This is a genomic window from Mesobacillus sp. QJM3NY_10 (assembly GCF_056173465.1).
The window spans coordinates 1931469-1953738 of the sequence record NZ_CM149675.1 but is presented as its reverse complement, the minus strand read 5'-3'; the positions used below and the strand labels follow the sequence as shown (position 1 = coordinate 1953738).

At 44.1% G+C, this 22270-nt stretch carries 23 protein-coding genes; 3 read left to right on the top strand and 20 right to left on the bottom strand.

The features are described 5' to 3' along the window. Positions 1–95: 95 nt before the first annotated feature. Complete coding sequence (locus AC0VX7_RS09630; protein WP_475427623.1) at positions 96–533, bottom strand: NUDIX hydrolase; 438 nt, start codon at positions 531–533, stop codon at positions 96–98. Between the two features lie 258 nt (positions 534–791). On the opposite strand from AC0VX7_RS09630, the gene AC0VX7_RS09625 reads away from it, so the two are divergent. Further along, positions 792–1100, top strand: a complete 309-nt coding sequence (locus AC0VX7_RS09625; protein ID WP_475427622.1) for a DUF4257 domain-containing protein — start codon at positions 792–794, stop codon at positions 1098–1100. Positions 1101–1338: 238 nt separating this feature from the next. Further along, positions 1339–1860 (top strand): undecaprenyl-diphosphatase, encoded by a 522-nt coding sequence (locus tag AC0VX7_RS09620; RefSeq protein WP_475427621.1) that lies wholly within the window; start codon positions 1339–1341, stop codon positions 1858–1860. Here the strand turns inward: AC0VX7_RS09620 and AC0VX7_RS09615 are convergent. The 3 genes from AC0VX7_RS09615 to AC0VX7_RS09605 form a co-directional block, all read right to left on the bottom strand. Next, positions 1857–2012, bottom strand: coding sequence for a hypothetical protein (locus AC0VX7_RS09615; RefSeq protein WP_475427620.1), 156 nt, complete (start codon positions 2010–2012; stop codon positions 1857–1859). The genes AC0VX7_RS09620 and AC0VX7_RS09615 overlap by 4 nt on opposite strands. Before the next feature lie 231 nt (positions 2013–2243). After that, the gene (locus tag AC0VX7_RS09610) at positions 2244–2390 is read right to left on the bottom strand and encodes a hypothetical protein (RefSeq protein ID WP_475427619.1); all 147 of its coding nucleotides are present in this window, start codon (positions 2388–2390) and stop codon (positions 2244–2246) included. 187 nt (positions 2391–2577) lie between these two features. Further along, positions 2578–2703, bottom strand: a complete 126-nt coding sequence (locus AC0VX7_RS09605; protein WP_475427618.1) for a hypothetical protein — start codon at positions 2701–2703, stop codon at positions 2578–2580. A gap of 226 nt (positions 2704–2929) precedes the next feature. Here AC0VX7_RS09605 and AC0VX7_RS09600 point away from each other — a divergent pair, with 226 nt between their 5' ends. Next, on the top strand, positions 2930–3769 hold the full coding sequence (locus AC0VX7_RS09600) for an STAS domain-containing protein (RefSeq protein WP_475427617.1): 840 nt from the start codon (positions 2930–2932) through the stop codon (positions 3767–3769). Between the two features lie 87 nt (positions 3770–3856). On the opposite strand, the gene AC0VX7_RS09595 is transcribed toward AC0VX7_RS09600, so the two are convergent. The 16 genes from AC0VX7_RS09595 to AC0VX7_RS09520 form a co-directional block, all read right to left on the bottom strand. Beyond that, positions 3857–7039, bottom strand: coding sequence for a DEAD/DEAH box helicase (locus AC0VX7_RS09595; RefSeq protein ID WP_475427616.1), 3183 nt, complete (start codon positions 7037–7039; stop codon positions 3857–3859). A gap of 151 nt (positions 7040–7190) precedes the next feature. Further along, positions 7191–7517, bottom strand: a complete 327-nt coding sequence (locus AC0VX7_RS09590; RefSeq protein ID WP_475427615.1) for an ArsR/SmtB family transcription factor — start codon at positions 7515–7517, stop codon at positions 7191–7193. A gap of 1 nt (position 7518) precedes the next feature. Next, positions 7519–7932 carry an SRPBCC family protein gene (locus AC0VX7_RS09585; protein WP_475427614.1) on the bottom strand — a complete coding sequence of 138 codons (414 nt, stop codon included), beginning with the start codon at positions 7930–7932 and terminating at the stop codon, positions 7519–7521. A 123-nt stretch (positions 7933–8055) separates the two neighbouring features. After that, positions 8056–9714, bottom strand: a complete 1659-nt coding sequence (locus AC0VX7_RS09580; protein ID WP_475427613.1) for a ribonuclease J — start codon at positions 9712–9714, stop codon at positions 8056–8058. Positions 9715–10095: 381 nt separating this feature from the next. Then, the gene (locus tag AC0VX7_RS09575) at positions 10096–11253 is read right to left on the bottom strand and encodes a homogentisate 1,2-dioxygenase (protein WP_475427612.1); all 1158 of its coding nucleotides are present in this window, start codon (positions 11251–11253) and stop codon (positions 10096–10098) included. Between the two features lie 15 nt (positions 11254–11268). Continuing rightward, entirely contained in the window at positions 11269–12192 is a 924-nt protein-coding gene (locus tag AC0VX7_RS09570) for a fumarylacetoacetate hydrolase family protein (RefSeq protein ID WP_475427611.1), read from the bottom strand. 8 nt (positions 12193–12200) lie between these two features. Next, positions 12201–12812, bottom strand: coding sequence for a flavin reductase family protein (locus AC0VX7_RS09565; RefSeq protein ID WP_475427610.1), 612 nt, complete (start codon positions 12810–12812; stop codon positions 12201–12203). Between the two features lie 3 nt (positions 12813–12815). Beyond that, complete coding sequence (gene hisC / locus AC0VX7_RS09560) at positions 12816–13907, bottom strand: histidinol-phosphate transaminase (protein ID WP_475427609.1); 1092 nt, start codon at positions 13905–13907, stop codon at positions 12816–12818. Between the two features lie 71 nt (positions 13908–13978). Further along, positions 13979–15094, bottom strand: a complete 1116-nt coding sequence (gene hppD, locus AC0VX7_RS09555; protein WP_475427608.1) for a 4-hydroxyphenylpyruvate dioxygenase — start codon at positions 15092–15094, stop codon at positions 13979–13981. Positions 15095–15222: 128 nt separating this feature from the next. Further along, entirely contained in the window at positions 15223–16599 is a 1377-nt protein-coding gene (locus AC0VX7_RS09550; RefSeq protein WP_475427607.1) for a dihydrolipoamide acetyltransferase family protein, read from the bottom strand. 11 nt (positions 16600–16610) lie between these two features. Then, a complete protein-coding gene (locus AC0VX7_RS09545; protein WP_475427606.1) occupies positions 16611–17606 on the bottom strand; it encodes an alpha-ketoacid dehydrogenase subunit beta in 996 nt (331 codons plus the stop codon). Next, positions 17606–18673: a pyruvate dehydrogenase (acetyl-transferring) E1 component subunit alpha gene (pdhA, locus tag AC0VX7_RS09540; RefSeq protein ID WP_475427605.1), complete on the bottom strand. Its 1068-nt coding sequence runs from the start codon at positions 18671–18673 to the stop codon at positions 17606–17608. The genes AC0VX7_RS09545 and pdhA overlap by 1 nt, the downstream gene beginning before the upstream one ends. 33 nt (positions 18674–18706) lie before the next feature. Continuing rightward, positions 18707–19813: a Leu/Phe/Val dehydrogenase gene (locus AC0VX7_RS09535; protein ID WP_475427604.1), complete on the bottom strand. Its 1107-nt coding sequence runs from the start codon at positions 19811–19813 to the stop codon at positions 18707–18709. Between the two features lie 61 nt (positions 19814–19874). Then, positions 19875–20264 (bottom strand): thioesterase family protein, encoded by a 390-nt coding sequence (locus AC0VX7_RS09530; RefSeq protein WP_475428119.1) that lies wholly within the window; start codon positions 20262–20264, stop codon positions 19875–19877. A gap of 194 nt (positions 20265–20458) precedes the next feature. Beyond that, positions 20459–21253: an ABC transporter ATP-binding protein gene (locus tag AC0VX7_RS09525; RefSeq protein WP_215031320.1), complete on the bottom strand. Its 795-nt coding sequence runs from the start codon at positions 21251–21253 to the stop codon at positions 20459–20461. Further along, positions 21228–22259 (bottom strand): ABC transporter permease, encoded by a 1032-nt coding sequence (locus tag AC0VX7_RS09520; protein ID WP_215031323.1) that lies wholly within the window; start codon positions 22257–22259, stop codon positions 21228–21230. The genes AC0VX7_RS09525 and AC0VX7_RS09520 overlap by 26 nt, the downstream gene beginning before the upstream one ends. Positions 22260–22270: the final 11 nt, after the last annotated feature.

The window sequence follows — 22270 nt, the reverse complement described above, 5'->3', positions numbered from 1 at the left end:
CACATTTCAAAGTTGAAAAATACATATACTTATTCGCTAGGTCGACACATATTTCCTTTTTCAGGCAAAAATAAAGCCGCCTTTTAAAGGCGGCCTCATTTGTATTGCAATTTAATATTTATTTTTTCTGCCTCTTCAATGCTTTCTTTTAACCAGATGGGAGCTTTGGGATGGGCAAAAATTTCTGCTGCTGTCATCCAATATACTGCCTCGACTTCATCTTTACTTTTTGGGTATGGTTCGCCAGCGTCAATTTCACAATAGAATACGACATCGAGTACTTCCCTTCCATCCGGGAGAATAAAAGAAGTATTACGAACATATTTAACATCACTCTTTATTGTGATGCCCACTTCCTCAAAGAGCTCCCTTTTTAAAGTCCGCTCAAGTAAATCCTTTGAGAACCCCTCGTTTTCAACCGTTCCGCCAACAAGCGAAAGAAGCCCTCCGGCATGTTCCTCTTTGGAGCTCCTTTCTATAATCAGCCACTTCCCTTCCCTGAAAATAGCGCCTTCTACATTTAAAACAAACATTCCTGATCTCCTTTCCAATTGTTCTGCTGGTATTCGCATACACTCATTTGTATCCCTTCTTTAAGCCTAAAGGCCTGTAACTTTTTTCAAAGGGCCCAATTAAGATTTTTTACCAAAAAGTTACACATAAATTTTACCATATAAATTTACTGAAAATTCGATAAATTTACACATGCTTTTCCAACATTACTACTTGTATAATAGTAATACACCTAGAATTACTGAAGGTCGACCAACAAAAATAGGAGAGTGATCAATTTGTTAGAAAACGTTATTTTCGCAATGGTCATTGGTGGATTTGTTGGACTGACAGCTCATGTGAGAAAACGAGGCAAGATCATCATGCCGAGAAGAACAAAGAAATTCATTTACCTTGGTTTCTTGGAAGAAATCCTCACCGCTTCATTAGCAGCCGCACTATTAGTAGTATCTTCAGAAGCTGATTCACTGCTTAGAGTTTTTTTGATGTCCATCATGGCTGGTTTCGGGGGTGATGCCTTACTAAGAGGACTGGAATTATTTCGAATAGGAAGCAGTAACCCGGGTGGGGAGGATATTGGAAAATGAAAAATCAATACCTCAGCCTAAGAGAAAGAAGTTTGCTAACGCCATTGGTCAAGCAGCTTCCAGAGTGCTTGTTTTTTTTTGATAAAAATAAACTTGGGAAATTTTTATCCTCGAATAATTTCCACAAACTTTTTTACCCCCTCTATTATTTAAAATTTTCCATATACTAATCCATTCTTCTTCACATTTTAACTTTAGACAAAGGGAAAAGTAAGACTAAAACCATGAGGAGAACAATATGGACTTAAAACTTTTCCAGCTAATTAACAAGCTTTCAGGCCGACTTTCACCCGTTGATCATTTGATGATCTTTATTTCAAACCGGCTCCGCTATGTGTATCTTTTTATAATTGTATTTTTGTTGTTCAAAAACCGGAAAAACAAACGAATTGCCCTCGAAACGGGAAGTTCAGTACTACTAAGTGTTATTGTGCAGTTTTTCATAAAATTGTTTTACGATAAACCTCGTCCTTTCGAGAAAAGACGAGTCGGGATTCTGATTCCGTCCAAAACTGATTCATCTTTTCCAAGCAAGCATACTACCTTGGCTTTTGCGGCTTCGACTTCAATATTGATGTCCCATCGAAAATTAGGAGCAATCATGATGTGGATGTCTGCGCTAACTGGATTTTCACGCATATGGGTTGGCCACCACTATCCATCCGATATCGTCGGAAGCGCTATTCTTGGTTCACTGACAAGTTACGTGACACGCATCATTTCATTCAGTAAGTTCGGGAACAAGCCAGAAGCCAGTTAACGAACCATTAGTCTTAATGACGGACACTTTTTCCGGGTTTCCTCTGATTTCTGTCCGTCATTGCCTCGATGACGGACACTTTCCCGGATTTCCCTCTCTTTTCTGTCCGTCATAGCCTTGATGACGGACACTTTTGCCGGTTTTCCTTTCATTTCTGTCCGTCATAGCCTTGATGACGGACAATTTTCCGGATTTCCCTCTCATTTCTGTCCGTCATGGCCTTGATGACGGACACTTTTGCAGGTTTTCTTCTCATTTCTGTCCGTCATGGCCTTGATGACGGACACTTTTTCGGATTTTCTTCTCATTTCTGTCCGTCATGGCCTTGATGACGAACACTTTTTCCCTACTTTCACTGATTTCTCTCCTTCATATCAGAGAACCTAAGCATCAAGGTTGTAAGCAGCCAACTGCTCTCCCCATGGTGCGATTTCCGCCTCAACAAATTCAGCCTTCGTGTATGTAGCTCTTGCCCCTTCGTTTTCCTGGTTATAACCAATCATGATCGTTGGGATTCCTTTCGTGTTCATTCTTTTAATCTTCAACTATTAATCTTACCGCCGCAGCTGATGCAGCTCATCGATCATTAAACGATAAATCCCATAATTATTGTCGTCTGGGTCAATATCATTGACTTTATTGCATCAAAAATGGCTGCCACATTACTTAACATAATATATTTCCGTTCTACTCTTTTCACATGCCCAACTTCGAGGCCTAATCCTCATATTCCCGCTTTTCTATGCTCAACCGCTCAACCTCTTTTTCCAGAAAATCAAGTCGTCGATGAATCCGGTATATTATCGGTAAGTACGCAATAATAACAATGATGAACCACCCCATTGTTTTCCTCCTTAAGCATGCTAAATTATAAAACCTTAAATCCTGATCTAAATAATTATTTCGTTTTTCTGAGCACATATCCTTCAAAAAAATAAATTTCAGGCTGACTGGAATAGGATAATTTGAGTTTGCATTCATTGTTTGTTACAGTTAAATTAAGGACAGTTTACACTATCTAGATGTTGTTAAATAAATTTAAGTATATAGCCGGGGAGTGTACATAAAAATGGAATCAACTTTTAACCAAAGAGATGAAGTGACCGATTTCATTCAATCCAACAGGGAACTTTTTGAACAACACTTGTTATCAGAAGCGGTGAATGTCGCTTCAAAGATTAATGATATTCTCCAAAAAGGGAATATTGACCTTTTAAAAAACGCTGAAAACTTAGTTGTCTACATAGTGGAGCAGCAAGAAGAGAATCTGGTTGCTTTTGCTGAACAAGAAGGAATCGCCTGGGCAGAACATTCGTTGACTGTTGCTTTCAAGCTGGAATGGATTCAGGCCATTCGCCGAACTTTGTGGCACTTCCTCAATAAATATGATCAAATGTATAACCGATTTACTGACCGCGAGGAATTCTTCCAACTCGAAAAAAGGATCAATGACCGAGTTGACCAATTCCTGAATACCTTCTTCCTGACTTATACAAAGTATAAAGATGAACTGCTTAACTCGCAGAGGAAATTGGTTGAACACTTATCCGTACCAATTATCCCAGTCAGCAGTTCCGTTGCGGTACTTCCTCTAATCGGTATGATGGACGACTACAGAATGCAGATTATCGAAGAGAAGGTACTGATGGATATTTCAAAACTGAAAGTCCAAACATTGATTATGGATCTTTCGGGAATTGCAGACATGGAAATGAACGTCATCTCCCATTTCCAAAAAGTTCTGAGCGGTGTTTCAATGATGGGTTCAAAAGCTGTCATTACTGGAATGCGCCCTGAGCTTGTAACAAAAATGATTCATTCAGGAATCACTTTTGATCAAAAGGCAGAAACCAAAGGTACGTTACAGCAAACACTAAGGTCCTATCTGGATAACGAAGTAATAAAATAATATAGTAAAAGCCCCTAGTCTATTTCTAGGGGCTTTCCTGTTATTATATGAGCTGTAACTCATCGATATCCCGATTAATTCCCAAAGCTATATCTGCAAAATTTCGCGGATATCTTCCTCTGTCAGGGAAGCTGAGCTTTTTTCTTCAATAATTTCTTCGATCATGTTCCGCTTTTTGTCCTGGAGCTCGTTCATTTTTTCTTCAATTGTCCCTCTTGCGATCAGTTTAATGACCTGGACTTTATTTTTCTGACCCATGCGGTGGGCGCGGTCAGCAGCTTGCTCCTCGACAGCTGGATTCCACCATAAATCATATAGAATGACTGTGTCGGCCCCAGTCAGGTTCAAGCCTGTGCCCCCAGCTTTTAAGGAAATCAGGAAAAAGTCCCTCTCTCCTTCATTAAACTTTTCGCATGTTTGCACTCTTTCTTCAGGAGGTGTTTGTCCGTCCAAGTAGAAGAAAGGAATGCCCTCATATGCTAACTCCTTGCCGATCAAGTCGAGCATTTTCGTGAACTGAGAAAAAATGAGCACCCTTCTACCGGCAAACCTGGACTCCTCGATGATTTGTTTCAACTGCTCAAATTTAGCGGAACTGCCCTTGTATCCATCTACAAACAAGGATGGATGGCAGCATATCTGCCTTAATCTTGTCAGGCCAGCCAGGATTTTGATCCGGTTTTTCCTGATTGTATTCTTATCCAGTTGCTTCAGCGTTTGATGGCGAAGCTTTGCCAGATAAGCAGCATAAAGCTTCTTCTGGTCAGGCAGCAATTCAACTCTATCGATTGATTCGATTTTTTCTGGCAGCTCCCCAAGTACTTCTTCCTTTATCCTTCGCAGTAAAAATGGCCGAATCCTGCGGGCGATGGTCTTGCTCGTCAGGTTACTATAATCCTTCAACCCCTGGAATAACTCAGGAAATACCACTCGGAAAATAGACCATAATTCCTCGATCGAGTTTTCAATCGGCGTACCGGTCAACGCGAAGCGGTGGTCTGCCTGAATGTTCATCACTGCTTTTGCCGTTTGAGTCAACGGATTCTTGAACGCCTGTGCTTCATCGAAAAAGACACTATGAAATTTGATTTTTTCGTATAGGTGAATATCCCTGCGCAGAAGCATGTAGGAGGTAATAACAACATCAATACCCGAAACATCCATTAAAAGCTTGGACCGCTCCTCTCTATTGCCATCGATGATGACTGCCTGAATATCAGGAGTGAATTTCAAGAATTCACTGAGCCAGTTATACACCAGGGACGATGGACAAACAATCAGGACGGGTTGTTCCCTTTTCCTTACATGTGATAGTTCTGAAGCAATATAGGTGATACTTTGCAGTGTTTTACCAAGCCCCATATCATCTGCCAGGATTCCGCCAAATCCGTAACTTGCGAGAGTTTTCATCCATTGGAAACCATGTTTCTGGTATTCACGTAAAATTGGCTCCAATTTATCAGGGACATCGAACTTAACTTTTCCGGGGGTGCTGATTTCATCAAGAAAATTACGGAAAGAATCCTCTAACTGCAGTATGGATCTATCCTCGAAAGATTCTAGCATTTGCATCCCAAAGACAATCGGGACATTTAACCCCTTTTCCAAATCTTCATCCTGGATTGGACCTGCCTTCAAGAAACGCTGGATTTCTTCCCATTCCCTCGTTTCCAGTGACATCAATGCCCCATTGCGTAAACGATAATATTTCCGTTTTTCTTCAAGAGCTTCAAGGATATCCTTGATATGTTTTTCAGGAATCCCATCCATTTCAAATTTGAATTCAAGCCAGTTTGTCCGCTCTTTTTTCACCTTGACACGTATTTGCGGCCGGGCCGGCTCCCGGAAAATCCGGTTCCTGACAGCTGTTGTGGCGTATACCTGTACAAGATTTTGCAGCTTTGGCATCACATGATACAGAAATTCATATTCAAGCTCTTCATTATGCAAAAAATAACCGCCATCCGTTTTCGCGAAAGAACCTTCATCCAGCAACTCAAGGATCTGGTCCTCCTTGACCATGTCCCTGATTAACAGCGAATTGACTTTCGGTTCCCTCTCCTCGAGCGGATTGAAAACGATTTTTCCATACTGGAACTCGACCCCCGCCAGTAATCGGTTATTCACTCGATCAAGGTAAAGCTTTGCGATCAGCGGCTCTGTTAAAAATTGCTTTGTGATGTCGCCATCTATTTGGACTTCCCCAATACGGCGCAGGCCTGGTACGACTTTTTCCACAAAGAAACCCATCTGGTCCTGTAAAATCGGTATGCTAGCAGTTCTTGTTTGTGCGAGCATATTTTTCAGTTCAAATAATCTGCTGCAATCCTCGGTGCTGAGCTGGATCAACCGGGTTTTCAACCAAACGAGGTCATATTTATGAAGAACAATCAGATCAGATATACCAGCAATTTTTAACGAATAGTCTTTCTCAGTGATTTTTTTAAAATTAAACAAAAGCGGAAGCCTTTCGTTCGAAATAGAAAACTGCCCGGTAACTTCTCCCGCCTCTATTAATTTAACATCCGGAGCCTTTTCCAGCAGCGGCACTAGCTGATGCAAAAAGGATGGCGGAATGATTAAGGTTGAGGAGTCATTCTCATCCTTCAACGATAACTCTGAGTCATGGACGATTTGGATAAATATTTTAATGATAGAGTCGATATCGTTTTGAAAACAATGAAGCTTTGGGTTATAAGTGAACAAGTCAGATAGCAATGCAGTCTCCCGGTTCGCAACGCTCTTCAGGAATCCCGAGATATCTTCTATTTTAATTGGACCAATACTCATCGAGACACTCAGCATCATTTGCTGATCACTGGTTTCAACCGGCTCAATTCCGAACATCGTGTTAAGGGTCTTCCTCGTTTCAAAGTGGAGCTGGTGGCCGCTTGTCCTTCGAGGTTCTTCACTGAAAATGGTAAGCAGTCCTTCTGCGAGCCCATTTCCAGGCCGATCAATGCTTTTTATTGCATTTGATGTCACTTGCTTTTGCTCATCTAAAATAGCCAGCAATACTGCGGCCACATGCTGGCACTCATGTTTGACAGACGCAAGCTTCGGACATGTGCACTCAGCTGCGAAACGGCCTTCCCCATTTTTCGTAACAGTGATATGAAATACATCCGCCCCTGTCACGGTTGCTTTCACCTGATTTTTATTGTACTCAGTAAACTCGACTTTTCCCGCACGGTAAAACGCATCTCCCCGCTTGAAGGAAACAGTTCCGCATAAATCCTTGATGTCTTTTTGATTTAGTTTGATATCCATGCTCTGCTCCCTCCCCGAAGATGCATTAATTGATAATTATTAGTGTAGACCTTATGTACTCATTTGTTAAGCGGAAAATAAAAAGCATGGAGAATACCCCATGCTCGGAAATGTTTAAAATGGAAATGGAGGCTTCCAGGACACCTGAAACTTAGTCATCATCCGATTCCACGAAATTTTTCAGTGCTGATAGTTTGTTATCCCAATAGATTTCGAAAAACGAAAGCCATTCCTGCAATTCCTGAAGCGGTTCTGGCTGTAATGAATAGCGAGTTTCACGTCCGATTTTTTTGCTTGTTACCAAACCTGCTTCAGATAACACAAATAAGTGTTTGTTGACAGCCGTCCTGGTAATCGGAAATTCTTCGGTTATGGACGCTACCGGCATCTCCTTGTCTGCGAGCAACTTCAGGATTTTACGTCGAGTAGGATCCGCGACAGCCTGGAACACATCATGTCTCGCTGCAGAAGATGGCATGTTAACCCTCGATATAGGATGGAAGTGCTTCGTTAACGATTTTATCCCATCCATTATCCATGATTCCCTGAATAATCGTATGAGGCTGTCCAAATTCCGTAACCTTTTCAGGATCCCAACCTGAGTGAATTAAGGTGAACTCGGTCTTGCCTTCCAGCTCTTTCAGTTCGAATACAAGGTGCCAATCCTTCCCCCAATCAAAACCCAGACGATTCGGTGGATCCAATTCCGTAACTTTGCATGGCGAGTCACCAAATGGGCCTGCGTGGAGAATGAACTCCTTGCCAACTTCGGCTTCAAATGTATTTGGCATCCACCAGGCTTCGATTCCTTCTGATGTTGCGACAGCTTTCCATACTTTTTCAATTGGCGCATTTAGAACGATACTTTTACGTATTTCTCTTTGTGTATCCATGTTTTTAGCCTCCAATATGTAATAACACCATTTGGTGTCACTTTATAATTATATAACACCTTTTAGTGTCATGTCAATAAAATGGACCAGGCACAAAGTAAAGTACCTGGTCCACTATGAAAATTAAATCTCAATAATAATCGGCAAAATCATCGGCCTTCTTCTTGTCTTTTGGAAGATATGCTGACCAACTGCTTTTTTTATGCCCTGTTTAATGACATTCCAACGATAGACATTGTCTTCTTGAAGTTCTGTCACCGTTTTCGTCACGATGCTGTTTACATCTCTCATTAGGTCTTCGGAGTTTTTCACAAAAACAAACCCACGCGAGATTGTATCTGGTCCAGAAATAATTTTCCTTTCTGCTTTGCTTAATGTCAGGACAATGACTAGCATTCCATCCTCGGATAGCTGCTTTCTGTCCCTAAGCACGATTTCACCGACATCCCCGACACTTACGCCATCAACATACGTATCACCTGCTGGCACATTACGGGTCTGGCGCGCCTCTCCATTTTCAATGTCAACAATATCACCATTTTTCACAATGAATGTATTCCCTTTTTCTACACCAACGGATTCTGCCAGCAAGCGGTGGTGATGCAGCATCCTGTACTCACCATGAATCGGGATGAAATACTTTGGCTTCATCAAAGTCAGCATCAGCTTGAGATCTTCCTGGTAACCATGGCCGGAAACATGCATGCCAGTTGTGCTGCCGGAGCCGTAAATGACTTTCGCACCGAGTTTGAACAAATTATCGATAATCTTGGAAACATCCTTTTCATTGCCGGGAATCGGCGACGCAGCCATGATCACTGTATCTCCAGGATAGATCGAGACGTCTCGGAAGTTTCCAGTTGAGAGGCGGGAAAGCGCGGCCATCGGTTCTCCCTGGCTGCCAGTACAAAGAATCGCCACTTTGTCAGGATCCAATTGGTCGACCACATTTGGTTGAATCAGCATGCCTTCTGGAACATTCAAGTAACCTCTTTCTATCGCCACATCGACTACGTTCACCATACTCCGTCCAAGTAATGCGAGCTTCCTGTTCGTCTTTATCGCTGCTTCGACAACCTGCTGAACCCTATTGACGTTAGAGGCAAATGTTGAAACAAAAATTTTTCCATCTGCCTTCATGAAGGCTTCTTCGAGATGGCTTGCCACCATTCGCTCTGAAGGCGTCAAACCAGTACGCTCGGCATTCGTGCTCTCTGATAACAGCGCCATGACACCTTCAGTACCGATCTTCGCCATCTTATGGATTTCTGATTGCTCATCATTAGCAGGCGTCAAATCAAATTTGAAGTCTCCCGTATGGACAACATTTCCCTCAGGAGTGTGGAATACAACTCCAAGACAATCCGGGATACTGTGGCTTACTTTGAAAAAAGAAACATTGATCTTGCCAAAATCCAATTCTGAATCGGAATTGACTTTATTCAGCTCAGTCCCTCTCAGGAGCTTGTGCTCACCAAGTTTCAGTTCAATTAACCCGAGAGTGAAGTCTGTTGCATAAACCGGCGCTTTTAATTTTTTAAAGAAATATGGAACTCCTCCGATATGGTCCTCGTGCCCATGGGTCACGATCAAGCCACGGATTTTTTCCCGATTTTCTTCAAGATAAGTCATCTCTGGAATGATTAAATCGATTCCTAATAGACTTTCATCAGGAAATTTCCCGCCGCAGTCAATCACAAAAATATCGTCCTCATATTGGACAACATACATGTTTTTTCCGATTTCATTGATACCGCCCAAGGCGAATATAGATAAAGTCACGTCATAGCCTCCTAATCCGTAATCGATTTTGTTAGTATTGCCGATTTTTTACCGATTATTTAGTCTCTAAGAGGGAATTGGACTTCACCAAACAGGTATTTCTAGTTTTTATTGAAGAAAATTAGTGTTTTCAATTCGGTAAACTGTTTATTGGGTGAAAACTCTATGATTTTAATTCATCAAGAAACACTTATTGGCGATAATTTAATTTTATTGGCGGTTTTCACAAATTTATTGGCGAAAAAATGATTTTATTGGCGATTTTCACACGTTTATTGGCGAAAATAAAATTTTATTGGCGAACTGGAAAAAACCATAGTTTTTTCCAGTTTCTCCACAAAAATAGGCCAACTCGCTCATTAGCGAATTGGCCTTCTTTACTTATTTTTCAATCCATGTATACATATACTGGTCGTCTTCGATATCCTTGGCTTTCTTTACTGTTTTCAGCGGTCGGAAGGTATCGATCATGACCGCTAGCTCTAGTGTTTCTTTTTTGCCGATGCTTGCTTCTGTTTTGCCTGGGTGTGGTCCGTGCGGGATTCCACTTGGGTGCAATGTAATCGAGCCTTCCTTGATTCCTTTGCGGCTCATGAAATTGCCTTCCACATAGTACAGCAGCTCATCGCTGTTGACGTTGCTGTGGTAATATGGCGCCGGAATCGCTTCAGGATGGTAATCATAAAGCCTTGGCACGAAGGAACAAACTACATAATTATGGCCTTCGAACGTCTGGTGCACTGGCGGCGGCTGATGAATCCGACCCGTAATTGGCTCAAAGTCCTCTATATTGAATGCCCAAGGATAAAGATAGCCATCCCAGCCTACCACATCAAGCGGATGATGGTTCAATATGTGGCGGTGCAGATGACCGCGTGTCTTCGTAATGACTTCATGCTCCCCTTTTTCAGAGAAGGTTTCCAGTGACTCCGGTCCGCGGATATCGCGTTCACAGAATGGACTGTGCTCGAGCAGCTGCCCATACTCATTGCGATAACGGCGAGGTGTCGTAATCTGGCTGAACGACTCGACAATCAACGCCTTTGTCTGCTCGGAATCATCTGGAACAACCCTGTACATCGTGCCGATTGGAATCACGACATAATCACCAGGACGATAGTTTATAGTTCCAAACATTGTTTCTACCTTGCCGGATCCATGATGGAAAAAGAACATCTCGTCTCCATCGCCATTTCGGTAAAACCGGTTCATCGGTTCAGTAATATTCGCAAACCCAATCAAAAGATCATCATTGCCAAGGATATATTCTCTCCCACTTAACGCATCCCCAGTTTGCGTGATCTGGTCTGTCAGGAAGTGCCGATGGTTCAGTGAACCCTGCTCTTCATATTCAGGCAGGTAGCTGCCGATCAATTCGCTTCTCACTACCTCTGTTGGCATATGGTGGTGATAAAGAATGGACTGTGTACCAGAAAAACCTTTTGTTCCCATTACCTGCTCCCTGAACAGCGAACCATCTTCCTTTTTAAAAATGGTATGGCGTTTCTTCGGGATTTCTCCCAGCTGGCGGTAGTACATGAAAACACCTTCTTTCTACTCTTCTATAATTTTATTTTTCAGGACACCGAGTCCTGTAATCTCAAGTTCCACTACATCTCCCGGCTCAAGCCAGCGATGAACATCCGTTCCAAGTTCGAGGATACAGCCTGTTCCGACTGTTCCTGAGCCGATTACTTCACCAGGATACAAAGTCGTACCAGCTGATGCACGCTCGATCAATTCACCGAATGAATAATAAATGTCCTTCATATTACCCTTGGACAGCTCCTTGCCGTTGACACGAGCAACCATTTCAAGGTCATAGCCTTTCCCCGCTTTGAGGTATTCCAGCTCATCTTTCGTGACCAGATGTGGACCGAATGAAGTAGCGAAATCTTTCCCCTTCGCCGGACCAAGTCCGACCTTCATTTCCTGTCGCTGCAGGTCGCGGGCACTCCAGTCATTCATGATAAAAAAGCCAAAAATATGCTGTTCGGCATCCTCCGCTTTGATATTACGGCCTTCCTTGCCGATGACACAGGCGATTTCCAGTTCGTAATCCATCCATTCACAGTTCTGTGGCCGACTGATGTCTTCCTCAGGACCTTTAATGGCAAGATGGTTGGTAAAATAAAAAACCGGAATCTCATACCATTCAGGAATCATTTCAAGGCCTCGGTTTTCCCTTGCTGTTTTTACATGCTGCTCGAATGCGTAAAAATCACGGACACTCTTCGGATTCGGCAGCGGCGATTTTAAACTGACTTCATCCAAAGAATAGGAACCACTGCCAGTTTCAATCAGACCTTTATTTTTCTCGATATACTCCATGAATACATCATGGTTCTCGATGAATGCCAGCATATTGTCAGGCAATGTACCGTTCGATGCTTCGTGCATATCTACAGCCTGAGTCTGCGAATTAATCCAGCCTGCACGGATTGAACCGTCTTTTTTCATAAAAGTTATGAACTTCATATCATCACCTATTTCCTTTGCAGCTCAAAGGTTTTTGCCAGCGGCAGGGTGTATGTCGCTCCTGCCAGCCTGCCTACCGGATTCAGCTTTTCTGAATTGATACGGCCATTTTCGTAAAGTTCATCGGCGACTTGGACATGGACCACCTTGCCAATAACAAGGCTCCCAGCTCCTGCTTCTTCCCCTCCAAAATGGAGGACCTGATCGAGAACACACTCAAGATGAACCTTAGACTCCTTGACCCGTGACGGTTTTACCGCCACACTGTCGACCTTGGTCAGCCCCGATGCCTCGAATTCATCCACATCTGAAGCGAATTCAGTGGCACAGTCATTCATCTGCTGAACAAACTCCTCACTGACAATATTGATAACAAATTCCTTTGTTCCTTCAATATTCTTCAGCGTATCTTTTTTCGCGCCATCAGTCCCTCTTCTCATTGGCGAAAAGCACACCATCATCGGATTCGCGCTGATCACTGTAAAGAAACTGAATGGAGCCAAATTGGCATTCCCGTTTTCATCCTGACTGGAAACAAAGGCGATTGGCCGTGGCAGGACAGAGCCTTGCAAAAGCTTGTATGCGTCTCTCCATTCAAGTGTATCTGTTTTGATTTCCAAGGCTTACACCGCCCTTTCATGAAAAAGCTGGCTGACGATTTGGAGAATGAACTCATGGTCTTCGCGAGTGCCGAGAGTAATCCGGAATGCTTCCTTGTAGCCCGGAAGCTGCATTTGCCTGACAAGGACGCCATTTTTCGTCAGCGTCTGGATGATCGGCCTGTTCGTGAAGGCAAACAGGAAGTTGGATTGGGATGGGAAACTATCAATCTCCAACTCTTTGAACTTCTCACTCAGGAAGTCTCTTTCCGCACTATTTTTAGCGGAACAGTCCTGGACGAAAGCCTGGTCTTCCAGCGCAGCCACCGCTGCTGCTTGCGCAAGCTGGTTAACATTGAAAACATCCCTGACTTTGTGAAGCTCCTTAGCAATTTCCTCATGCATGATGCCGTAGCCAACACGCAGGCTCGCAAGGCCATAGATTTTTGAAAAAGTCCTGAGGATGACAATGTTTTGATATTGATCAAGCAACGGCATCGTATCAAGATATTCATCAGAATCCGCATATTCAAAATAAGCCTCATCCATAATGATCAGGACGTTTGACGGCACATTGTCGATAAACGAAAGCAACTCCTGTTTGGCGACGATCGTCCCAGTCGGATTGTTCGGATTGCAGACGAATACCATTTTTGTTTTTTCGTTGATGGCTTCCTGCATTTTTTTGAGATCATGCCTGCCATCAATCATCGGAACGGTGACAGATACGCCGCCCTCAATCAGTACATTCGTTTTATAGCGAGGAAAAGTTACCTCCGCCATGACGGCTTCATCATTTTTATCGATATAAGCCCGGGTAAGCAGGCGAATGATTTCTTCTGAACCGTTCGAAACAAGAAAATGCTTCTGGTCTAATTTATAATGCGATGACAGTTTCTCTACGATCCCTGATGTCATTCCATCTGGATAGAATGCCAGATTAGCAGATGACTGCATGATTGCTTCTCTGACCTTTGGTGAAGTGCCATATACATTTTCATTATCCGAAAGCTTTCTTACTGTTGTAATTCCATACTGTTCTTTAATTTCCTCAATTGTCTGGCCGAGGGCATATGGTGTGATCCCTTCAAGTTCTGCTCTTGCTTTAATATTCATATTCATCCCCCATTTTCTCTGCCGCCGTTTATAACGAAAAGGGAGCGAATCGCCCCCTTCTGTCCCGGCTATTAAAGGTTGCCGCGTCTTTCCTGTTCACGCTCGATTGATTCGAATAGAGCCTTGAAGTTTCCTTCGCCAAATCCTCTTGCGCCTTTACGCTGGATGATTTCAATGAACAGCGTCGGACGGTCTACGATTGGCTTTGTGAAGATTTGCAGCAGATAGCCTTCGTCGTCCCGGTCTACTAGAATACTAAGCTCTTTTAACTTATCAATCTCTTCGTCAATTTCGCCAACACGCTCTGACAGCATTTCATAGTATGAATCCGGTGTGCTCAGGAATTCCACTCCATTCTCATGGAGTTGTGCTACTGTGCTGACAATATCCTCTGTCAAAATCGCAAGGTGCTGGACGCCTGGTCCGTTGTAGAATTCAAGGTATTCCTGGATCTGTGATTTGCGCTTTCCTTCTGCCGGCTCGTTGATCGGGAACTTGATTCGGCCGCCATTGTGCATTACTTTGGACATCAACGCTGAATACTCAGTCACGATATCCTTATCAGTGAAGTGCTTCATTTCCTTGAAGCCCATAACATTCGCATAATAGTTAACCCATTCTTCCATTCTCTCAACATTGCCGACAACATGGTCGATGCCGATGAAACCTGCGTCATTCACAGGAACAGTCGTTTCGTGCTCAACAAAGCCTGGCATAAAAAGGCCTTTGTAATTTTTTCTTTCAACCAGTGTATGGATTGTATCTCCATATGTACCGATGACGGCTTTCTTTAAAGTACCTTGCTCATCAGAAATCTCATGCGGCGGCTGGATTTCGATTGCGCCTCGCTTAACTGCTCCCTCGTATGCCTTTTCGACATCATCGACTGCCAGCGCGATATCCTTGACGCCATCGCCATGAGTCTTGACAAACTGTGCAACACGAGATGAATCGTTGTATGTTCCAGTCACAACCAGACGGATCTTGCGTTGCTGTAGTACATAGGATGTGGTTTCGCGGTTGCCTGTTTCAAGACCTGAATATGCCACGACCTTAAAGCCGAAAGCAGTCTGGAAAAAGTGAGACGCCTGCTTGGCGTTTCCTACATAAAGCTCTAAATAGTCAACATCCTGAACCGGGAAAAAATCCTCCGTACTTTGGCCAGATACCATAACTTTCTCTTGCATTGTAAAACCTCCTGGAATAATATTTATAATATTTAAAATTATTTTATAGTACTTATCCCTGCCCTCTCAAGAGCGCGGTGTAAAGCTATAATGCTTTTGTGTGGTAAAGTATCGCCTCTAAATACCAGTTACATCAATTCCAGCAGCATCATTTTTGGATTCTCGATCAACTGTGCGAAACGGTTTGTAAAAGCAACAGCCGTTGCCCCGTCTGCGACTCTGTGATCAAACGCCATTGACAGATTCATGATTGAACGGATGGCAATTTCATCTTGATCTGTGACAACTGGCCGTTTCTTTGTTTTATGGAAAGAAACGAGCGCTGTCTGCGGATGCTGGATGATTGGTGTTGCTCCAATACTGCCGCCCAGCGGACCGACATTGCTAATAGTAAATGTACCGCCCGAAATATCCTTTACCGTAAGCTTGTCATCAAGTGCAAGTTTTGTTAGACGCTTCATTTCATCATGAATTTGCTTTAAATTCCTTTGTTCAACATTCCTGATAACCGGCACAATCAGGCCTTCTGGAGTGTCCACGGCAATTCCGATATGATGCTCGCGCAACAGCTGGATGCTTTCGTTTTCTTCATCTAGTTTCGCATTAAATACCGGGAATTCTTTTAATGCAATGGACAGGACTTTAATGAAAAAGGCCGTCGCAGATATGGAGCTTCCGGAACCCTTGATCTCTTCTCGCAAAGCAATCAATTCGCTAACATCAATCTCCTCAAAGTGGGTACAGTGAGGGATCGTATACATGGATTGAACCATCTTTTTCGCAATCTGCTTGCGGCGGCCGCGGAATGGCAGTATATCCTGGTGGCTGAGCTTTTTCTCGGTCGGAGCCCTTTCTTCAGAACCCACTTCCGAAACATTCGGAGCCTTCGATTCGGAAGCAGGTTTTGAAACGTTCGGAACCTCTCGTTCGAAACCATGCTGCGAAACATTCGGAACCTGCTGTTCGAAACCTGTTTCCGAAGTGCTCGCACCCCCATGATCTCTTAATTTAACAAATGCCAATATGTCTTCTTCGGTAATCCGGCCTGCTGGTCCAGTTCCTTTGACTTCCATAATGTTGACGCCTTTTTCCCTGGCAACTTTCCGCGTATAGGGAGATGCCAGAATCTGCCCAAGTCGCGCGCTTACACCTACAGGCACCTTGACTTCAGCTGGTCTGTCCAACACAGCTACTGCAGCTTCTGCAGGTTCGGCTTCTGTTTTTACAACATCAGCGACCTTCTGAGACTCGCTAGTTTGAACTCCGCTGGAACGATCCTCCATAATCAGCAGGGTAGTCCCTACCTTTACCGTTTGCCCCGGGGTTAACAATAGTTCTTTAATGACACCTGAACGGGGAGCGGGAATCTCTGCGGTCATCTTGTCAGTCTGGACTTCAACCAATGGATCATCCGCCTTGACGAAATCTCCTGGTTTCACCAGGTAACAATTGATGTCCGCTTCGGTCATGCCTTCCCCAATGTCGTGGAGCTTTACTTCAACCATCGGCACGCCTCCTAAAACTTCATTACTTTTTCGATTGCAGCTGCGACTCTTTTCGGGGTCGGCAGATAATGATCTTCAAACCCAAAATACGGCACAGGCGTATCATAACCTGTCACTCTTTCGGCCGGAGCCTTTTGATAAAGGAATGCCTCATCATTGATCAGTGAGATCAAATCACTGCCAGTGCCTCCCGTTGCATGTGCTTCATGGACAATCACCGTTCGTCCTGTCTTCTGGACTGACTCTATGACAAGGTCTTTGTCAATCGGATAAAGTGTTCTCAGATCAAGGACCTCACACTGGACACCCTTTTGTTTCATATCTTCAGCAGCCTTCATCGCTACCGGTATCATCGCGCCCCAGGCAATAACCGTCACATCGTCGCCTTCGGTTAATTTCTTTCCTTTTCCTATTTCAACTGTATACTTCCCATCCGGAACCTCACCGCGTGAGGACCGATAACTTCTCATTGGCTCTAAAAAAAGCACAGGGTCCGGATCTTCAATCGCTGCAATCATCAGACCTTTGGCGTCATAGGCATTGGATGGACAGACCACCTTCATTCCCGGCATATGGGTAAAAAGGGATTCCGTGCTGTCACAATGGATTTCAGGCGCGCGTACACCGGCGCCATATGGAGCGCGAATCACCATGGGCACAGTAAAATGCCCAAGCGTCCTCATTCGCAGTCTTGAAGCATGGGTCATGATTTGTTCATAGGCAGGATAAATAAAGCCCAGGAACTGGATTTCCACCACGGGACGGAATCCATTAACGGCCATGCCGATCGCTGCCCCTACAAAGCCTGCTTCACTCAAAGGAGTGTCTACCACGCGGTCCTCTCCATATTTCTCCTGAAGACCATCAGTCGCACGGAATACCCCGCCATTTTTCCCGATATCCTCACCAAGGAGGATGACATCCTTGCTTTCACCGAGCATCGTATCCAGTCCATCAGTAATTGCCTGGACAAGCGTCAAGGTCTTTGTCTGTATTGCCGTATTCATCACGCCTCACCTCCGATCAGCTCAAGGTATTCCCGCTTTTGCTTCTCAATTGTCCATGTAGGCTTTTCGAAAACATAATCAAAGATCACTGCCGGGTCAGCTTTAGGGAACTTTTCCATTTCCTGTACAGCTGCATCAATTTCAGCAGCTGCCTGCGCTTCTATTTCCTTCACCCATGCTTCATCGTAAAGTCCTTCGTTTTTCATCCAGCGTTCAAGCCTTAACAAAGGATCAGTTTCCATACGCTTCAGCGCACTTTCTCCCTGGTCACGATATTTCGATGCGTCATCCGCAGTTGTATGTGATCCATACCGCCACGTCATCGCTTCAATCAGTGTCGGGCCTTCGCCATTGCGGGCGCGCTCAAGTGCCTTTTCTGTTTCAGCAAAAACGGCAAAAATATCGTTCCCATCAATCCTTACTCCAGGAATATCATACGCAAGAGCTTTTTGCGCAATGGTTGCGGAGTTCATCTGCTTGCTTATCGGGACAGAAATTGCGTATTGGTTATTCTGGCAAAAATATACGACCGGAGATTTGAAGACACTTGCAAAGTTCAAGCCTTCATGAAAATCACCTTCCGAAGTCGCTCCATCACCGAAATAACAAATCGCCGCATTCTTTGTTCCTTTTTGTTTTTCAGCAAAAGCTGCCCCTGCAGCATGTGGAATCTGGGTTGCAATCGGGATGGCTGGCGGGAAGATCTTTTTCCCATCCGGCGGGACACAGCCTTCATTTCGTCCATTCCAGAACAGCAATATATTCCTCAGAGAGTGCCCGAACACCATGGCAGCACCGTGATCTCGGTACGTCGGGAACATCCAGTCATCACTTTCTAGTGCAAGAGCGGTTCCAACCTGGGAAGCCTCCTGCCCTTCAAACGGCGCGTACGTCCCGATACGCCCCTGGCGCTGAAGACTGATAGACTTCCTGTCCAGCGTCCGGATCCTTACCATTTCCGAATAGAACTTCTTCACTCGCTCTTCGGTCACCAAATCCTTATATTCCTCGGAAACAATGTTTCCGTTTTGGTCCATCACTTGAAAAATCGGAAAATCCTTTTCCATCGGCTCACCCTTTTTTAAAAGTCTATGATTCTATTACATTCTCACTGCCCATTTTGGACGCTTCATATGAGAGAAGAAGCTGTTACGTCTTGTTCTGGCTTCAATCCGGTTTTCGCAAAATTTATTAGCGGCTTCAACAGTCGTGATTCCCTCCCGCTCTGCCTGCTTATAAATATTTAAAAGAGAATTATAGATAGCCTTCGTCTTCATCAAGACCCGTTCCTTATTTGGTGAATACAGCTCATCCGCCACCTGGATCAATCCGCCAGCATTGACGATGTAGTCAGGCGCATAAAGGATACCCTTCTCCTGAAGAATGTGACCATGACGTTCTTCCTTGAGCTGATTGTTCGCAGAGCCAACGACTGCTTTTACCTGAAGTTGTGGAATTGTGTCATCATTGATGATTCCGCCCATAGCGCACGGTATGAAAATATCAGCAGGCTGGGAATAAATTTCGTCACTGTTAACGACTTTGATTCCTGCTCCCATTTCTTCCGCTTTCTTAACGATCTGGTCGATTGCTTTTTGATTAATGTCCGTAACATACAGGTCTGCGCCATTATCAAGAAGATACTCTGCTACCTTGTAGCCTACCTTTCCCAGCCCCTGGATCGCATAGGATTTTCCGGACAAATCATCCGTATCCCAAAGAGCTTTGCTTGTTGCCTGCAATCCAAAGATGACACCCTGAGCCGTTGGTACTGATGAATCACCGCTTCCGCCATATACTTCATCTACACCAACGATGCAATTTGTTTCTTTTAGTGCATGGACAAAATCTTCTGGATCTGTGCCCATGTCTGTTCCTGTATAGAAACGACCCTGGATCGACTCAACAAACTGGCCAAATGCCCTGAACAATTCAGGACTCTTATCTGTTGTAGGATCGCCAATGATAACTGCCTTTCCTCCACCGAAATCCACATCAGCCGCAGCGCATTTATAGGTCATGCCTTTTGAAAGCCGCAGTACGTCTTCTAATGCATCGTCAACTGATTTATAAGGATACATACGGCAACCGCCCAATGCCGGCCCTAACCGTGTACTATGAATCGCAATGATCGCCTTTAATCCAGTTGCTTCATCATTACAAAATACTACCTGCTCGTGCTCACGAATTTGTTCAAACATATCCATTATTCTTTCCCCCTTTATTCCGTTAAACCATGTTAGCGCTTACATTTTTGCGCAAAAATTTTTAGCTGCCTGTGAGTAATTCAGTTATCTTTTCTTTAGGAAGGATCACTTGCTTTACTTCCCCCACTCCTATAAGGCGACCCTTGCTTTCTGCCCGTACATTGGTAAGAATGGTATTGGCTTGAAGGCCTGTGACGGTTGCAGTTACGGTAACCTCGGCCCCTTCAATACAAGGAGCTATGTGTTTAACTGTTACCGCGCCGCCCATACCTTCTTCATGATCCTCTAAAAAGGGAACGATAATTTGCCGCGATACCCACTCCATGTGATACACCATTGATACGGTGGAGTATACTGGATGGACGACTTTTCCCTCAAAGCGGGCAAACATTTCTGGTGTAACAATGACATCGATGGAGGCCGTTCGCCCAGCTATCAAACCATCTCGCATCATATCCCACCTTTCCAAGTTGCAAATATGTATAACGTTTATTTAACGTTATCATAACATTTCGTTAAATAAACGGTCAATAAATTGTAAGAAATTTTGGTATTTTCTTAAAAATAATTTTGATATAATAATTAATCCCTCTTTTGAAGAATAAACAAAAAACAACCAGCTACTTTGAGCTGGTTGTTTTTTGTCTAGCTTAATAAAGCCCGGTCGCTTGCCATTTTTGTTCCGCGAATGCGCTGGAACTCATTAAGCAAGTCTTCGATTGTCAGCTTTGCTTTTTGTTCTTCATTGACTTCGAGGATGATCTGGCCTTTGTCCATCATGATCAGCCTGTTGCCTAGGTCAAGTGCCTGTTGCATGTTATGCGTAACCATCAGTGTAGTAAGATGGTATTTGTCGACGATTTCTTTTGTTAAATTGGTAATCAACTCGGCACGTGAAGGATCGAGTGCCGCGGTATGCTCATCCAATAATAGGATCGATGGTTCCGTGAATGTCGCCATCAGCAGGGAAAGCGCCTGCCGCTCACCGCCTGATAACATCCCAACCTTGGCATTCAGCCGATCCTCAAGCCCGAGGTGCAGCGACTCAAGCACCTCCTGGAAAAGCTCACGGCGTTTCTTTGTAACGCCTAGGCGAAGCGAACGACGCTTGTTCCGTGAATAAGCAATCGCAAGGTTTTCTTCAATTGTCATACTCGGAGCAGTGCCAGCCATTGGGTCCTGGAAGACACGACCGATCATTTTTGAGCGGTTGTATTCTGACATATAGGTAACGTCCTTGCCATCGAGCGACACTTGCCCATGGTCAGGGAGCATTACGCCGGAAATGATATTCATCAAGGTAGATTTGCCGGCACCATTACTTCCGATAACGGTAACAAAATCTCCCTTTTCAAGTGTTAAATTAATATCATCCAGGGCGATTTTCTCATCTGGAGTACCCTCATTGAAGACTCTATGAATCTGATTTAAGTGCAGCACCAGCCTCACCCTTTCCCTCAGAAGGAACAGCTGCCATTTGCATGTTTTCAAGCTGTCTTTTCACCTTCCGTTTTTTCTCTTTGTAGCTTTCTATCATTTTCGGCGCAGTCAGTGCCAATATGACGATAATCGCTGTGATCAGCTTCATGTCGCCTGGCTCAAGGAACTCTACCCTTAGTGCCAGTGTGACTACGATTCGATAGATGATAGCCCCGCCAATGACCGCAAGCGTTGTTCTAGCAATCGATTTTGTACCGAATAGGGCCTCACCAATAATGACAGAAGCTAGACCGATAATAATCATCCCGATACCCATACCGACGTCTGCGAAGCCGCCCTGCTGTGCAATCAATGCTCCAGAAAAGGCAACCATTGCATTCGAAAGGCCAAGGCCAAGGATAATCATCAGGTTTGTATTGGAAGAGAAACTGCGGATCATCCTTTTGTTATCACCAGTTGCCCTGATTGCAAGTCCAAGTTCTGTCTTAAGGAACGCATCAGTAAGGAATTTAATTGCCAATGTCACGACAATCATGAACAATAGGATCCCCCAAGTCCGCGGAAGACTGTCTCCCAGCCCGACAGCCGTTAAAATGCCATTGAAAAATCCATCGATTCCCGTCTTATCGAAAAAGTCCCTCACTGCAGTCATTGCAGTATCCGTGTTCAACAGGGGGACATTCGATTTACCCATGATTCTTAGATTTATAGAATACAGGGCAATCATCATCAGAATACCTGATAGAAGCGCATTCACCTTCCCGACCGTATGGATGATGCCTGTTAAGCATCCAGCGATGAATCCGGCAACAAGGGCTACCATTGTAGCAGCAAATGGATTAGCGCCATTCACAATCATGATGGCAGCGACCGCAGCTCCAGTTACGAAGCTGCCGTCGACCGTTAAATCTGGAAAGTCCAGTACCCGAAAGGATAAGTATACGCCCAGAGCCATGATGGCATAGATAATGCCTGACTCAAATGCTCCAAATATTGAAGTAAACAAGTTGAATCATC